13 protein-coding genes and 1 pseudogene are annotated in these 16,214 nt (G+C 28.5%); 2 read left to right on the top strand and 12 right to left on the bottom strand.

Annotated features, from left to right (window positions below):
• Positions 1 to 197: 197 nt before the first annotated feature.
• The 4 genes from EJL03_RS08335 to EJL03_RS08320 all read right to left on the bottom strand — a co-directional run bounded on the left by EJL03_RS08335 (position 198) and on the right by EJL03_RS08320 (position 5,122).
• A complete protein-coding gene (locus tag EJL03_RS08335) occupies positions 198 to 1,904 on the bottom strand; it encodes an ABC transporter ATP-binding protein (protein ID WP_125153507.1) in 1,707 nt (568 codons plus the stop codon).
• Between the two features lie 367 nt (positions 1,905 to 2,271).
• Positions 2,272 to 3,408: an N-acetylglucosamine-6-phosphate deacetylase gene (gene nagA, locus EJL03_RS08330; RefSeq protein WP_125153506.1), complete on the bottom strand. Its 1,137-nt coding sequence runs from the start codon at positions 3,406 to 3,408 to the stop codon at positions 2,272 to 2,274.
• A gap of 78 nt (positions 3,409 to 3,486) precedes the next feature.
• Complete coding sequence (gene murQ / locus EJL03_RS08325) at positions 3,487 to 4,365, bottom strand: N-acetylmuramic acid 6-phosphate etherase (RefSeq protein ID WP_125153505.1); 879 nt, start codon at positions 4,363 to 4,365, stop codon at positions 3,487 to 3,489.
• A gap of 25 nt (positions 4,366 to 4,390) precedes the next feature.
• Positions 4,391 to 5,122 carry a GntR family transcriptional regulator gene (locus tag EJL03_RS08320; protein WP_125153504.1) on the bottom strand — a complete coding sequence of 244 codons (732 nt, stop codon included), beginning with the start codon at positions 5,120 to 5,122 and terminating at the stop codon, positions 4,391 to 4,393.
• 220 nt (positions 5,123 to 5,342) lie between these two features.
• Here EJL03_RS08320 and glcT point away from each other — a divergent pair, with 220 nt between their 5' ends.
• Positions 5,343 to 6,194 carry a glucose PTS transporter transcription antiterminator GlcT gene (gene glcT, locus EJL03_RS08315; RefSeq protein ID WP_125153503.1) on the top strand — a complete coding sequence of 284 codons (852 nt, stop codon included), beginning with the start codon at positions 5,343 to 5,345 and terminating at the stop codon, positions 6,192 to 6,194.
• 205 nt (positions 6,195 to 6,399) lie between these two features.
• Here the strand turns inward: glcT and EJL03_RS08310 are convergent, their stop codons facing one another.
• Positions 6,400 to 6,879, bottom strand: coding sequence for a PTS sugar transporter subunit IIA (locus tag EJL03_RS08310; RefSeq protein ID WP_125153502.1), 480 nt, complete (start codon positions 6,877 to 6,879; stop codon positions 6,400 to 6,402).
• A 383-nt stretch (positions 6,880 to 7,262) separates the two neighbouring features.
• Here EJL03_RS08310 and EJL03_RS08305 point away from each other — a divergent pair, with 383 nt between their 5' ends.
• Positions 7,263 to 8,684, top strand: a complete 1,422-nt coding sequence (locus EJL03_RS08305; protein ID WP_125153501.1) for a PTS transporter subunit EIIC — start codon at positions 7,263 to 7,265, stop codon at positions 8,682 to 8,684.
• Between the two features lie 63 nt (positions 8,685 to 8,747).
• Here the strand turns inward: EJL03_RS08305 and EJL03_RS08300 are convergent, their stop codons facing one another.
• The 7 genes and pseudogenes from EJL03_RS08300 to EJL03_RS08270 form a co-directional block, all read right to left on the bottom strand.
• The gene (locus EJL03_RS08300; RefSeq protein ID WP_125153500.1) at positions 8,748 to 10,247 is read right to left on the bottom strand and encodes a glycosyl hydrolase family 18 protein; all 1,500 of its coding nucleotides are present in this window, start codon (positions 10,245 to 10,247) and stop codon (positions 8,748 to 8,750) included.
• A gap of 134 nt (positions 10,248 to 10,381) precedes the next feature.
• A pseudogene (locus EJL03_RS08295) lies at positions 10,382 to 10,741 on the bottom strand (GNAT family N-acetyltransferase); the annotation flags it as partial.
• A 195-nt stretch (positions 10,742 to 10,936) separates the two neighbouring features.
• Positions 10,937 to 11,563 carry a TraX family protein gene (locus tag EJL03_RS08290; protein ID WP_125153498.1) on the bottom strand — a complete coding sequence of 209 codons (627 nt, stop codon included), beginning with the start codon at positions 11,561 to 11,563 and terminating at the stop codon, positions 10,937 to 10,939.
• A 163-nt stretch (positions 11,564 to 11,726) separates the two neighbouring features.
• Positions 11,727 to 12,899 (bottom strand): hypothetical protein, encoded by a 1,173-nt coding sequence (locus EJL03_RS08285; RefSeq protein WP_125153497.1) that lies wholly within the window; start codon positions 12,897 to 12,899, stop codon positions 11,727 to 11,729.
• A gap of 189 nt (positions 12,900 to 13,088) precedes the next feature.
• Positions 13,089 to 13,946: a hypothetical protein gene (locus EJL03_RS08280; protein ID WP_125153496.1), complete on the bottom strand. Its 858-nt coding sequence runs from the start codon at positions 13,944 to 13,946 to the stop codon at positions 13,089 to 13,091.
• A 21-nt stretch (positions 13,947 to 13,967) separates the two neighbouring features.
• Positions 13,968 to 14,924 carry a S8 family peptidase gene (locus EJL03_RS08275; protein ID WP_125153495.1) on the bottom strand — a complete coding sequence of 319 codons (957 nt, stop codon included), beginning with the start codon at positions 14,922 to 14,924 and terminating at the stop codon, positions 13,968 to 13,970.
• Positions 14,925 to 15,401: 477 nt separating this feature from the next.
• Positions 15,402 to 15,911, bottom strand: coding sequence for a GNAT family N-acetyltransferase (locus EJL03_RS08270; RefSeq protein WP_125153494.1), 510 nt, complete (start codon positions 15,909 to 15,911; stop codon positions 15,402 to 15,404).
• Positions 15,912 to 16,214: the final 303 nt, after the last annotated feature.

Here is a 16,214-nt window from a genome sequence, read left to right as displayed (position 1 = left end):
TAACTCCTTTAAAACTAATACTTTAACTTAAACAAAACTTTAAAATTTAGTATCATATCTTACAATAATATATCGAATTTATTTTTATTTCTTTTAATCAGTAATATATTAAATCCCATATAAAAGGAGAGACTACATTTACTAATCTCTCCTCTTACATTATTAAATAACTTAGTTAAAATTAAATTTAATCCTATCTAACCCGCATTATATAATGAAGCATAAATTCCTTCTTTATTTATTAATTTTTCGTGACTTCCTTTTTCCTCTATACCCTCTGGTGTTAACACAATTATTTCATCTGCATTTTTTATTGTAGAAAGCCTATGAGCAACTATTAATGTAGTTCTTCCCTTGGCTAATTCCTCTAATGACTTTTGTATCATAAGTTCCGTAGCATTATCTAAAGCCGATGTTGCTTCATCTAATATTAATATTTTAGGGTTTTTCAAAAAAGCCCTTGCTATAGATAATCTTTGCTTTTGCCCCCCAGATAGTTTTAATCCTTTTTCTCCTACATAAGTATTATATTTTTCTGGTAAACTCATTATATAATCGTGTATATTGGCACTTTTAGCTGCCTTAATTATCTCTTTTTCAGTAGCATCAGGCTTACCATAAAGAATATTCTCTAAAATAGTGCCAGTAAATAAGAATACATCTTGCTGTACTATTCCTATATTTTTTCTTAAAGATTCTCTTTTTATAGTAGATATATCTATTCCATCTATAGTAATTTTCCCTGAATCAATTTCATAAAACCTTGGGATAAGATTACACAAAGTAGTCTTTCCGCCACCTGAAGGTCCTACTAATGCTATGGTTTTTCCAGCCTCTATATTAAGATTTATTCCATTTAATACTCTTTTTTCTTCATCATCATATTTAAAACTTACATTTTTAAATGCAATATCTCCCTTAAAACCATCTACATTAATAGCTCCTATAGAGTCTTTTTCCTCTTCTTCACTCATAATTTCACAAAATCTTTTAAATCCTGTCATACCTGATTGTAACTGCTCAACAAAATTAATAAGTCTTTTTATAGGATTCATAAACATACTTATATACAAAAGATAAGCTACATAATCACCTAAATTAATTTTACCTAGGTAAGTAAAATATCCTCCCAAAAATAATACGACTAAGTTTAAGAAATCAACTATAAAATTCATTCCTGAAAAAAACTCTGCCATAGCTTTATATGCATATTCCCTTGCCTCTTTAAAATTATTATTATCTTTTTCAAACTTTTCTATTTCATAGTCTGAGCTAACAAAAGCCTTAGAAACTCTTGATCCTGCTATAGAATTTTCAAGCGATGCGTTTACTTCCCCTATTTTTACTCTTGTTTCTGTAAAAGCATTTGCCATTTTCACTCTCTTTTTTATGGCAAATATAATAAGTATAGGTATAAAAGCAAAAGTAATTATAGTTAATGGAATATTTATTGTACATAATACTATAAATGAACCAATAAGCATTACCACTGATATAAATAAATCCTCTGGTCCATGGTGAGCTAACTCTGATATATCCATTAAGTCATTAACAATCCTCGACATTATTACTCCAGTTTTATTTTCATCAAAAAATGTGAAGGGTAGTTTTTGAAGATGTTTAAAAATATCTCTTCTCATGTCCCCCTGCATTCTTACGCCTACCACATGTCCCCAATACTGGAGAAAATAATTTAATCCCTTCTTTATTAAATATATAAAAAGTAAAACTACACTCCATATAATTAGAAACTTCAAATTTTTATTTGGTACATAATCATTAATTATACTTCTAGTTATCATTGGATAAAACAAATCACAAATAGATACAAAAAATGCACAAATCAAATCTAAAATAAACAGCTTTTTATGAGGTTTATAATATTTCATAAAATCCCTTACCACTACATACATTCCTCCTTATACTATGACTTTGAAATTTAAATTATATATTTCTACTATTGTTTAGTATACCATATCAGTACATTATTTCATCTATATTTTTATACTTTAATTACAACATATAAAATTAATATTTATACGCTTACTCAAAATTCTAATATAAAATTTATGTCTTAATAATAATCTCTATGAAAAACATGTGATTAAAATAATGTAACGCAAAAGCTGCCCTAAATTTAATTTAGGACAGCTTTCACTTAAAACTTACTACGGTTTTAAACTTATATATCTATAGAAATTTTTATGGAGACTTATTTAATTTATTTTGTTATTCTTATTATGTGCAATTTGTTACTTTAATTATTCTTATTTAATAAACAGTTTTTCCCTGAACTATAGTATTTAAAACATTAAAATCTTTATCAAATATAATTAAATCTGCATCTTTCCCTATATCAATACTTCCCTTTTTGTCATCTATTTTTAAAGCCTTTGCTGGATTTAAAGAGGCCATAGACACTGCTTCCCATAAAAATAAATCTGTACTTTCATAAATATTTTTAACTGCTTTATTTAAAGTTAAAATACTTCCAGCTAAAGTATTATTTCGTAATCTAGCAGAGCCATCCTTTACTATAACCTCTTGTCCTCCTAAACTCCATAATCCATCCTCCATGCCACCAGCTTGCATACAATCAGTTATGAGAATTATTTTATCCTTTCCCTTTATTTTATTTAAAATATTAAAAACAGCTTCATGTACATGTATCTTATCTGCTATAAGTTCGCACTCTATATCACTATTAAATATAGCTCCTATAATTCCTGGTTTTCTATGATTTAATGGGGTCATGGCATTAAAAATATGAGTAGAATGACTTAATCCATCTTCTATAGCCTCAATTGCCTCTTCATAAGTAGCATCTGAATGTCCAATAGACAAAATAATATCTGTTTTCTCTTTTATTTCTTTAATAAAGTCATGGTTTTCATCTTTCTCTGGAGCCAATGTTATAATTTTTATAACATCCTTAAATCCCTCTATAAATTTAAAACTAGGTTTTATAATATAATCAGGTTTTTGAGCACCTTTATACTTTTCATTTATAAAAGGTCCTTCTACATGAGCACCTAAAACTTTAGCCCCACCTAAATTAATCTGCATACTTTCCTTGATTACTGTTAAAGCATTATATATACGATCCTTGCTCATGGTCATAGTTGTAGGTAAAAAAGCAGTAACTCCATTTTTCTTTATGGTATTGCTTATTACTTTCAAACTCTCTAGACTTCCATCCATGGTATCTCTCCCACCAGAACCATGGATATGCAAATCTATAAATCCAGGTGAAATAAAATTTCCATTAGCATTTAATATTTCCTCTAATTGAAATTTACCTAAATCATCTTCATTAGCTATTTGTAATATCTTTTCTCCAAAAATCAACAGCTTATTATGTACTATTCCCTCCTTTGTTATAATCTTACCATTTATTATTCCTCTCAAAATACTCACCTCTAAAAATAACTATTCTATGTTCTCTAAATATTTTTATTTTTGGTTTTAAAAATGCCCAATAAATAACTATTGTATACTTTTTAATACCTCATATACTATCCCATTGCAATTACTTAGTTCTTCCTTTGCTTTTTCTGCGCTCATACCAGTTTTAATCATTATAATTGCTATCTTAGGATTGTACTCACATTGTTTTAATATTTTATCTACAATTACTAACTTCTCTCCTGTTGCTAATTGAACTATCTCTTTAACCCTATTTTCAAGTTTTTTGTTTATAGGCTTTACACTAACCATTAAATTTGAATAAGTTTTGCCAAGCTTTATCATGGAGGTAGTGCTAAGCATATTTAGAACCATCTTTTGAGCTGTTCCCGCTTTCATTCTAGTAGAGCCCATTATAACTTCTGCCCCTACATCAACACATATACTTATATGGGATACTCTCTTTATTTTACCTTCATCACTACACATAATCCCAATAGTTTTACATCCTATTTTATTGCCATATTCCAAAGCACTTTTTACATATGGAGTATTCCCACTAGCACTTATTCCTACTAATATATCTCCTTTTTTTACTCCCCTTTTCTTTATATCCTCTACGGCCAATTCTTCATTGTCTTCTGTGTGTTCAAGCCAACCACTTACAGCCTTTTCTCCTCCAGAGATAATACCTTGAATCATAGAATCATCTACTCCAAAGGTAGGTGGACATTCCGATGCATCAATAACTCCAAGCTTTCCACTAGTACCACTACCTATATAAAACATTCTCCCATTTTTTTTTAAAGCATCTACAATAATCTCTACTGAATCTTTTATATTTTCAAGTTCTTTTTCCACAGCATAAGCTATTTTTTTATCCTCATCATTTATTTTCTTCAGTATTTGTAAAGTACTTATACTATCTAAATCCATTGTATTAAGATTTCTTTTACTCATATCCCCATCCTCTTTCTATAAAAAATTATCTTAATATTATTTCATATTTATATATATCGCTCCTATAAATAGCCTTTGTGTATTCTATAGGAATTTCATTTTCAAGATAAGTGGTCCTCCTAAATAAAAGGGCCGGTGCATTCTCTTCCTGATTCAAAAGAGATGATTCATATTCATTAAGTAATATAGGTTCTATAGTTTGTTTAGCTTGTTTTAAATAATAATTATACTTGTCCCTAAACGTACTATATAAGGACTTATCTGTAATAGTTTCCTCAGTCAAATCCATACATAAATTATGAGGAATCCAAACTGTTTCTATTGCTACAGGTTCTCCAGCACCTCTTCTTAATCTATTTATCTCAATAACTTTATTTTCTCCTATAGGCATACATAACACTGATTTTATCTGTTTTGTAGCATCCTTTATTTGAAAAGATAATATTTGAGTATCAGTATCTAGTCCCTTATCTCTCATTTCTTCAGTGAATCCTCTTAACTGTGATATCTGTTGATTTCTCTTAGGCTTGGACACAAAAGTTCCTTTACCCTGTTCTCTATATAGTAGTCCCTCATTTACCAAAGACATTATAGCTTTGTTTACAGTCATTCTACTTACTTCTTGAAACTCACATAATTCTCTTTCTGTAGGTATGGCATCACCTGGGTTTAACTCCTCATTTTCTATCATTTCCTGCAAAATTTCTTTAATCTGATGGTGTAGCGGTAGTGGACTATTCTTACTCGCTTTTTTCAATTTAAAAGCCTCCCTTATAACTGAGTTTATATACTAAATATATTTATATTGTTTTAACATAACTGTATACAATATACAACTATGTATGTTATTATATCATTATATTGTTAGGTTGTATATACAAATATATTTAGTTTAAAAAAGTTACTAAAATATTGTGTTTATCTAGATATAATATTTTAGATGGGTATTTAATTTGGGACTTTAGGGGGTATATTATATGAAAAATTTATGGCTTACTAACTATGAAGTTGTAAAAGCATTTAATAATAATGTATTATTAGTTAAACAAAACAATGTTGAAAAAATACTTTTTGGAAAAGGCTTAGGCTTTGGTAAACATTCTGGCGATATAATAAATAAAAAATCAAAAATCGATAAAATATTCACTATAGAAAACAAAGAAAATTTTCACAACTTTAAACAACTTATTACAAATATAGATAGCAATATTATAGGATTATGTGAAGAGGTAATTCTTTTAATTTCTAATGAATTGAAAGAACCAATAAATGAAAAAATACATATCTCTTTAACAGATCATATATCCTTTACTCTAAAAAGGCTTATGGCAAATGATGAGATAGAAAATCCCTTTCTTATTGAAACAGAAACCTTATATAAAAAAGAATTTGAGATTGCCAAAAAAGCTGTTAAGATGATTGAGAATCGATTAAGCATAAATATTCCAGATGGAGAAATCGGTTTTATTGCACTACACATTCACTCTGCAAGAAATCAAGGTAAACTATCCAATACCTTAAAATATACTTTTTTGTGTAACACCATAATAGAATTTATAGAAGATGAATTAAATATAGAAATCGATAAAGAATCCTTAGATTACGTTCGTTTTATAACTCACATTAGATTTGCAGTAGAAAGAATATTAAAAAATAACTCAATCAAAAATGATCTTTTAAATACAATTAAAAATCAATATACTAGTACTTTCAATCTTGCAAAACAAGTAAGTAACATAATAGAAAAGGAACTTTACGTAAATGTAGTGGATGACGAAACTGCATATATTGCTATGCATATACAAAAATTTATAAATGCAGCACAATAAAAAAAGCTGTTGACAAATTATTTTGTCAACAGCTTTGAGTTGTATATACAACTCAAATATTTAAATGAAAGGGTTTATCTGATAACTATTAATTCTAATGCTCCCATCTTTTCAAAGTGGTAATATAAAGCATGTATGTCTCTAGATAACAACTTCTAAGGTTTAGAGGGAGTAAAAACCCCCTTTAAGCAAAAACTCTTTTTGTCTATTTCATTTTATAGGTAAATATAGTATCTTTTCCTGAAATTACCTCTATATCTGTTTTATAATTAATATCTTTAAGATTATCCCTATTAGTAACTAATACAGGTGTAATTAAAGAATATCCCGCCTCTTTTATAAATTGCCTATCTATCTTTATTATAGGTTCCCCTACTTTAACTTTGTTTCCTTCGCTTGTTAATCTCTGAAAGCCTTTTCCACTCAATTTAACTGTATCTATCCCAATATGAACTAAAACTTCTGCTCCATTATCAGTAGTAATACCAAAAGCGTGATTGGTTTTAAATATTAATGATAAAGTTCCCTCTATAGGTGAAACTATTACATCATCAAAGCATTCAATAGCCACTCCATCTCCAGCTAGTTTATTTGCAAAAACTTCATCCGGAACTTTTGATAAATTTATAACTTTTCCAGATACAGGAGCTATCATAGCATAAGTTTTCTTAAAGAAATCCAACATAAAAATCCTCCTATTCAATTCCACATTCAATTTAAATTCTTAATATCATATTATCCGACTTATACGACAAAAAAGGCATAAGCCCTAAAACTTATGCCTGATCTAACAGTTACACGTTTTCTTATTATAATAAGTATATATGTATAAAATATATTTGTCAATATTCAAAATATAATCAATTTTATAAAAAATATATTGACATCTTTTTTTAAAGTGTTATAATTAAATTAGGTTATCAGCGTGTAACCATGTTAATTTGGGCAAAAGCTGAAAAGGTTATCCTTTTCGGCTTTTTTTATTTTGTTTATTTATAATAACTTATGAGCGTACGGCATTTGTTATTATAAGTTGTTAATAAATAAATTTTATAAGGGGGATTAAATATGTCCAATGGTACTGGTAATAAGATTTTAGCTAAATTACAACGATTAGGAAAATCTCTTATGACGCCTATAGCTGTATTACCTGCTGCTGCGCTTCTTAATAGACTAGGTGATAAAGACGTATTAAACTTAGCTTGGATGCATAATGCCGGTAATGCTATAACTAAACCTCAAAACTTGGCTATCATATTTGCTATAGGTATAGCTATAGGATTAGCTGAGGAAAATAACGGTGTAGCTGCCGTAGCAGCAATAGTAGGTTACTTTGTAATGTATGAAGTTGCTGGATTCAATCCAAAAACTTTAAATATGGGTGTATTACAAGGATTTATTGTAGGTATTTTAGCCGGTTATTTATATAACAAGTTTAAAGATATAAAACTCCCCGACTTTCTGGGATTCTTTGGTGGCAAACGTTTTGTTCCAATAGTTACTTCATTTTACAGCTTAATTATTGGACTTTTCTTATATTATGTATGGCCACTATGTCAAAATACTGTAAACGCTTTTGGAAACACTATGGCTGCAGCTGGAACATTAGGCTCCGCTTTATTCGGATTATTTAATAGATTACTTATTCCATTTGGTCTTCATCAAGTTCTTAACCCAATATTCTGGACTCAATTTGGTCAATTTACAGATGCTTCTGGTCAAATTATAACTGGTGATATGGCTAGATTCTATGCTCATGATCCAACTGCTGGAATTTACATGACTGGTTTCTTCCCAATAATGATGTTTGCCCTTCCTGCAGCATGTTTTGCTATGATAACTGCTGCTAAAAAGGAAAATAAAAAAGCTGTTACAGGCCTTTTAATAAGTATGGCTGCAACATCATTTTTAACAGGAGTAACTGAACCAATAGAATTTTCATTTATGTTTTTATCACCTTTATTATATGGTATTCACGCACTACTTACTGCAAGCTCCTTGGCAATTACCACCGCCCTGGGCATTAGGATGGGATTTGGATTCTCTGCAGGATTTACTGATTATTTATTAAGCTTTGGAATAGCATCTAAACCATTATTGCTACTTTTAATATGTATAATATATGGAGTAATTTACTACTTTGTATTCTTATTCTTTATCAAAAAGTTTAATATTCCAACTCCAGGTAGAGAAGACGATGCACCACCATCAGAAAATATAAATAACGCTAAAAATTCAGATCTTACCGAAAGAGCATCAAATATTTTAGATGCTATTGGCGGAAAAGAAAATATAGATTCTCTAGACGCTTGTGTAACTAGAATAAGATTGTCAGCTAAGAATCCTCAGCTAATTAACGAAGCTAAATTAAAAAAACTTGGTGCTAGCGGAGTTATGAAGCTTGGAGATAAAAATTTTCAAATAGTTGTTGGCACTATTGCCGACCCATTAGTAACCCATATGAAGTCATTAATAAAAACCCAAAATTAAGTTTCCCTCATGAAAAGCAGAGATATAATTGAATATCAACTATATCTCTGCTTATTATTTAAATTAGTTTATTTTTTCCCATAGAGTAGGAGCATTTATAGGTTCCCATCCTATAAGAGAAGTATGTTCCTGTATGCATCTGTAATTTACTCCCTTATAACTTACAATATCTAAAACCTTATATGAAGTATTAGGTTTCCACTCTCTTTCATCATCCTCAAACTTACTTTGCGCTGATATAACTTTACTCCAATCACTACTTCCTAATGAATTTACTGCTCTAACCTGATAACTATGGATAGATCCTGGTTTAAGATTAATATGTTTATAAGGATTACTAACATTTATTATTAATTTATTATCAACTTTTAAATCATAGCTAGTTGCTCCCGGAACTGAGTTCCATGTTATATTAATTTGTGATTTACCTACCGCTCTTCCCTTTAACCCTGTTGGCACTGCTGGCTTTTCAGTTACTGGGGGTTGTTTAAAGTTATCAAAATATTCCCTATAACTCGTAGAAAATTCATAACCACTTTTTGCATCCCAATTTATTGACCATGTCATTAATCCTTTAAAATTAGGGTATCCATTATTATTTACAAGATTATATTTTCCTCCATAAGGAATGCCTTTCATAAGATAATCTAAAGCCTTTTTCATTTCATTAGGTTTGATATAACCACCGCTAGGTGCTGCAGATGGACAAGCTGGTAAACCTATTAAAACTTGTTCTTGCCTTAAAGGTGGAAATACATTATCCTTATCTCCTGCCACAGGAAACCCTTGTAAAAGCATCTCCGCCATAGCAACTTCATAATCCGCTGTACCTTGTGTATAATTATTTCCATCAAGTGCTGTATTTCCTCCCGCGTTATAATGCTGTACATGAATATAAGTAAGTTTATCCCTTAACCCATGTATTATAGGCAAATAAGCTCCCCAATTTCCTGCATAAGCCACATATCCACCTTGTACATATGCTGTTTCAGGAGCCATACTCAAAATAAAATCCGGGCCGTAGTGATTGCATATAGACCTTACAGCAGAAATAAGATTTACAATTTGAGGAGTTTTAGGATTTTTAAAGTCCTTATCATTATTAATTAGATTTATACCAGATTCAAGATCTATATCTATACCATCAAATCCATATTTATCAATTAACGATATCATAGAATCTATAAAATTATTTTTTGCTTTTTCATCAGGTAATAATACTACACCATTTTGTCCACCAATAGAAAGTACAACTTTCTTTCCAATGCTATTAAGATATGAAATATCCTCCTTAAACTGCTCTTCTGTTCCTATTTCTGGAGAAAACTCTATAGTAGCTCTATCCCCTATAGATTCTCCAAAGGCTACATTTATAACATCCCAATTAGTAGACACATCCTTTAGTCTAATTATTCCAGTACCATTATCAAAGTTATGCCAATATCCTACTAATATTTTGTCAGAAGAATTTGGATTAAAAGCTGCGCAAGTACTAGGCACAAATAAAAATACCAAGATAAATATTAAAGAGATTGGAAATATTTTTTTAAACACCCTTTTCATTTTTCTAATCTCCCTTCATAATTAATACTTCCATACTAATACATAAGATACTACCCATTAAATTATTACAATTATTTTTTTACAAAAAATAAAAAGCCTTATGCATTACTTACATAAGACTTTTAAATCTATATTTATGCCGCTAATTTTAAAAATTTATCCATAGAAATTGAGTATTGTGTTTCTATAGCCAGTTTTTTCTCTTCTACAAATCCAACCTTTTTAAAAACTCTTCTAGATCTTTCATTTTTAAAATTAATCTTCGCAATTACTTCCTCTGATCTCCACTTAAAAAAAGCATGTTTTAATCCTTCTACTATTGCATGTGAGCCTAAACCTTGTCCCCATTTTTCTCTATCTCCAATTACTATAACCATTTCTGCTCCAGTTTGTTTAGGTACACCTACAGGTTCATCCTCCCGACAATTAAGATATCCTACAAATTTACTATCTACTAATATAGTATACAAATGGAGAATTATTTCTGGGTTTATATTCTAATTTAGTTTAAACTTCAGTAAAAAAAAGTCACTAAATATTTATATACCAATTAATTTTACGAAATAATAAATTTAAAAGTTCTTGGTTGTAATTATCAAATAATTATTCTCTAAATTTTGTAAATGGTTTTATTATTAAAAGAGAAGCTTATAAGTTAAAATATAGATTTTCATATATGAATCCAAGCTCTATTTTGCAGGGATAATTAATGTGAAAATCCATATTATTAAAAAATGAACAGGATAAGAACTATATTTTATTATTTTATTAATTTTAAAATCATATTTTTCGAGACACAATATTAATGGAAATGAAAGAACAGAAACACTTTGTATAGCATAATAATCATATTCCATAATGCCAAAAATAGTAATGAAAATTTGCATGAAAAATATTACATATTTATTCTTAAACACATGAAAAATTACTATAAAAGATACTCCATAAATTCCATATTCAACATTTATAACATGTGCTAAAATGAATAAGAAGAATATCATTATGTACTTAATAAAATTATTATATTTTAATTCATATAATTTTAACACGAATAATCCTATTAGAAGACCAAAACATACATTTAAGTAGTCTAATTTAAACAACAAATAATAAGGAAATTGAGAAACTATTGCAACTATCAGCAATCGTAAAGCATATAATTTAAAATTTTGTGTATACTTAAACCCCTTTGCTATGCCATATGCAAATAATGGAAAAGACAGCCTCCCTATTACGTTAAATCTTTCAATATCAGGCAAATAAATTTGACATATATGATCTAGTAGCATTGTTAAAAAAGCAATAACATTTATCATAATACCAATCCTTTTAAATTTTATCTTTAAATACTTTGAATTAAAGAAAGTTATTTTACTAAGAACATAAATTCTTCTAGTCTTTTAGAAATTATGTGCTACGAAATAAGAAAGCAACTAAATTCTTAGATAATTTTAAGGACCCAGAGACTTACATTTGCTGCTAAAGAACTATAAGTGTATTTTTCTCGTAATCAAAACAACAAGAATTAAATTCCATGCTGTCTATCTTATTTTTATCATTAAAGTTGTAAATTTCTAATATAGACTTAGTTTTATCCTCTATAAATTCATCTTTAAATGCAATAAAGTTTTCGTCAATAATATGGACACTCCATCCTTTGTAACTAAATATTTTATCCCTGGTAATAATATCATATATATTGATAAATTCATTATTTTGGATAAATCCATAAAACATTCCATTATAATATTTTATATTATCATAAAAACCTTCTACTGTAATTGTTTTTATCTTATGAGATTCAACATCATAAATCTTTATATCTGTTCTACCTTTTTGAAATGATTGAATTGAATAAATAATTTTACCTTTATAATATCCAATAATTCTTAACCCTTCATGTAAATCACAAGTCTGAATAATATTTTTTTTATGTATTGGTATACCATGTTTTACATTATCTAAAAATTCACTTACCTTACATATAATCAAGTTCTCTAAGCTATCATGCTCCTCCTTAAACTCACCTTTTTGTTTCTGTTCCTCCCAAAATTGTCTTTTTTCAAAATTTCCAATTCTTCCTGTTTTAAACATAATATATTCACCTTTTTGAAAAGGACATATCTGATCCGATCTTAAAATAGTATCTATAGCCCCAATTAAATCAGGTATTTTATAAACCCTCTTTTCAACTGAATCAATTAACAAAGCTTTATAGAAAAATGGTTTTCCAAAACTATATTGAGTATGTGGGAGTAAAAATAGAGCATATCTATCATTAACACCTATTAATCTGCTATCTAATGATAATCTATGAAAACCCCCTTCCTTTTCAACTTCAAATTCAGTACTAAATTCACTAATGTAGCAACTTTTTAAATTATTACAATCCACTTTATATATTTTAACAACATATTTAGAGTTGAATTCATAGATATTTGCATAGTACATGACTTCAGTTGAATTAATACATGAAAATAATTTAATAGGTTTATCAAATTTAATCTTATCTATTTTTTGGTTTTTATAATTAAATTTAACAATATTTTTATTCTCACCTTGTTTTAGAAATAACATATTACGATCACCAAAAAAATTTATTACGCCTATTTCTCCCTTAACTTCTTTACCTATATTAATAACATTTACCATAGATACCCTCCTTGCTTATATTAAAATAAATTAATAAAGTTATCATTTCATCGTATTTACTTTTGCTTGCAATTTAAAACAAACCTCATTGATAAAAAATTACTTTATTTCATTTTTTAATGAGGTTTGTTATTAAAGTTAACAACTAATGTATATAAAATTATTTATTAATTATAATATTTATTATCTTCATAAAAAAAATATATGTCCTCCATTTTTTGCTCTGTCATGAAGATGGTAATGTTTATAATATCCATGAGCACCACCTCCATGAATTTCAGGGCCCACTGGAGTAAAATTCATGCCAAGCCCCGCCGTCCCCGGAAACTGTTCTTTAAGAGCCCAGTATGCTACATCATAAGCATCATCTTCTTTTACACACATTATATCTTTGTTATTTCTTGCCCTTGATTTAGCTTGCTGATAACTTATAGCTGGGCCAACTAAAACATCTCTTTTTCCCCAATCAATATAGGCTTCAAAATAACGCTGTTTTCTTTGACTTGTTAACTCATCAGCTACTGATGATGCTATAGCATATGTAGCATTACTAATAATCATCAATAACCCTAATTCGCCTAACTTTTCTAAGACTTGTGCTCCCAAAATTTCAAGCAATGGTACAGCGGCTGGTGCCTGTGCTTTAACCTTATCGTCATCTTGGATTTTATATTCTTTTTTTGTATCCTTATCAATGATAGTTGCTGAAACTATTCCTGGTTTTTCAGGATTCCTTAATTCATGAATTTCAACCTCATAATTTTTTACTTTATTTTCACTAAAAAGTAAAGAATACACCATGTTTTTAGGCTTTTCAATTGACTTCATAGTAACTTTATTTGTTTTTTTATCAAAAATAGCATGAAGTTCATCACCCTTATACTCACCAACAACTTCACATATATTTTTATCATTTTTTATTACTTTAATATTACCTTTTTTTGATGTCTTTGCAAAAACAAATGACCCACTGAAAAAAGAAAAAGATAAACAAAAGGTCATTAATAAAGATAAAAATTGTTTAAATAACTTTTTATTGTTTTTCATAAACTTGATTCCCCTTTTTATTTAAATAATGTTATTTACACTCACAAACCCTTCACCAAATGTAGAATTTTTACCTATTCCTCCTAAATGTTTTGACATACGTTTCAAAGCATTGTATATATATTCATATGCATAGTTTTCTTGCCCACTAAGCATAAATATTTTTGGATTCTCTAGTATTAATGCAATTACTGCTGAAATATATGGAGTTGCAAAAGATGTACCACTACAATACTCATATCCATTATTGACTGTAGTCGATAATATATTAGTCCCTGGGGCGCTAAAGTCCACTTTCCCCCTCGGTGATGTTTCTCCAATTCTATACTTTGAATCAACTGCTGTAACTGAAATTACCTTATCATAAGAAGCCGGATATCCCACTTCCTGACCGTATGAGTTATAAGTTGAGGCAACAACTAAAATACCTGAATCAATTGCTTTTTTAACTGAATTGTATAATACCGGCTTGTCTTTAAGTATCCCAAAACTCATGTTAATTATTTGAATTTTATTTTCTATACACCAATCAATTCCTTTTGCAATATCATTAATATCCCCTTCCCCATACTTATCTAAAACCTTCACAGGATATATTTCAGCATATGGTGCTATACCAACAATACCAATGCTGTTATTTTGGGCACCAATTACTCCAGCTACAAGGGTACCATGTCCATTGTCATCTATAGGTAATTCTTTTGGATTAATTACGTTATAACCATGTTTTATATTAAGTCCAAAATCAGGATGATTAAATTTAATACCACTGTCCAATATAGCAATTTTTATACCTTTCCCAGTAAATTTGCTTCTTAAATCATCTTTAATTATAGATTTGACCCCCCAAGGAATATACTGACACTTTTTAAGGTCACTAATATTTATTTTATCTTCATAGTGTACACGTCCAAAATAAACATAGGTTAATATACAAAGTATTAGATAAGGTATTACAACAAAACTATATTTTTTCATTTAGTATGACCTTCTTCCTTTACCTTTATGTATATTAGTTATTTTTGATAGATATCTATCTACATATTACTGTTAATATTTACACGTTCTAGAACAACGTAATATTATCATATTTTTTTTACACATTCAACATATTATTTAATAAATACATATTTTTTCAAAATACATCATTTAATTACATATTTTTATAGTAACACCTTTAATTTTGAAGTATACCTAGACCAATATAATGAAAGGTATAAAAGTTTTCCTCCCCAAGTCATATCTGCTTTAATTTTCCATTTATTTTCTTCAACTCTTTTATAAGCCAGTTACATATTTTTTTGATAAAATTCTTTCTAAGGAACCATATTCAAACCCATAAGTTTCTGCTCCTGTCATTGGTTAATACCTATTCTATACTTTAGATTGTGACCATGCTGTATGCACATAAAAAAAGCCTTATGCATTACTTACATAAGACTTCTAAATCTATATTTATGCCGCTAATTTTAAAAATTTAGCCATAGAAATTGAGTATTGTGTTTCTATAGCCAGTTTTTTCTCTTCTACAAATCCAACCTTTTTAAAAACTCTTCTAGATCTTTCATTTTTAAAATTAATCTTCGCAATTACTTCCTCTGATCTCCACTTAAAAAAAGCATGTTTTAATCCTTCTACTATTGCATGTGAGCCTAAACCTTGTCCCCATTTTTCTCTATCTCCAATTACTATAACCATTTCTGCTCCATTTTGTTTAGGTACAAGTCTTAAGAATCCTACAGGCTCATCTTCCTCAGTAGTTATCATAAAAAAACTTCCATTTTGATTAAACAAATGAGTAAGAATAGGCATATTTACCCTTTGTATAACTTGTTTAATGCTTTTTCCCACGTTTTGTCTTTCGTTTAAATATTCAGTCACTTTATCATCTTCTAACCAATGAACAATTTTCCATGCATCAGACTGAAATACTTCCTGTCTCAGCTCTATACTACTTCCTTCCATTAACACTCTCCTCCGTAAACATAATAATAAAATCATATATTAAAAATATATGATTTTTTAATTTAACTATTTGAAAAAATTTGTAAAATTTATGCCCATAAAAAATTATAGTTATGTTTACACATAAATTTTATAAATTCCAATAAAATAAAAAGCCTATTATAGACCTTTTTACATATCTATATATAGGTTTTGTTAAATCCATTGTAAATTATACCAATATATTTTATTTTATACAAATGTTGTAGGGAAGTTTTAATAAGCATTACTTGATATAGTTAAGGTTTACATAAAAATAAAGAA

The sequence above is a fragment of the Clostridium rectalis genome, from assembly GCF_900626095.1.
Classification (GTDB): domain Bacteria; phylum Bacillota; class Clostridia; order Clostridiales; family Clostridiaceae; genus Clostridium_AS; species Clostridium_AS rectalis.
This window is presented reverse-complemented; position numbering and strand designations above follow the sequence as displayed.

What these genes read in the sequence shown, in the direction of transcription:
- murQ (WP_125153505.1), bottom strand. Translation starts at nt 4,365, where the DNA reads ATGAGTAAAAGAAATCTTAATACAATGGATTTAGATAGTATAAGTACT.
- glcT (WP_125153503.1), top strand. Translation starts at nt 5,343, where the DNA reads ATGAAAAATTTATGGCTTACTAACTATGAAGTTGTAAAAGCATTTAAT.
- EJL03_RS08310 (WP_125153502.1), bottom strand. Translation starts at nt 6,879, where the DNA reads ATGTTGGATTTCTTTAAGAAAACTTATGCTATGATAGCTCCTGTATCT.
- EJL03_RS08305 (WP_125153501.1), top strand. Translation starts at nt 7,263, where the DNA reads ATGTCCAATGGTACTGGTAATAAGATTTTAGCTAAATTACAACGATTA.
- EJL03_RS08300 (WP_125153500.1), bottom strand. Translation starts at nt 10,247, where the DNA reads ATGAAAAGGGTGTTTAAAAAAATATTTCCAATCTCTTTAATATTTATC.
- EJL03_RS08290 (WP_125153498.1), bottom strand. Translation starts at nt 11,563, where the DNA reads ATGATAAATGTTATTGCTTTTTTAACAATGCTACTAGATCATATATGT.
- EJL03_RS08285 (WP_125153497.1), bottom strand. Translation starts at nt 12,899, where the DNA reads ATGGTAAATGTTATTAATATAGGTAAAGAAGTTAAGGGAGAAATAGGC.
- EJL03_RS08280 (WP_125153496.1), bottom strand. Translation starts at nt 13,946, where the DNA reads ATGAAAAACAATAAAAAGTTATTTAAACAATTTTTATCTTTATTAATG.
- EJL03_RS08275 (WP_125153495.1), bottom strand. Translation starts at nt 14,924, where the DNA reads ATGAAAAAATATAGTTTTGTTGTAATACCTTATCTAATACTTTGTATA.
- EJL03_RS08270 (WP_125153494.1), bottom strand. Translation starts at nt 15,911, where the DNA reads ATGGAAGGAAGTAGTATAGAGCTGAGACAGGAAGTATTTCAGTCTGAT.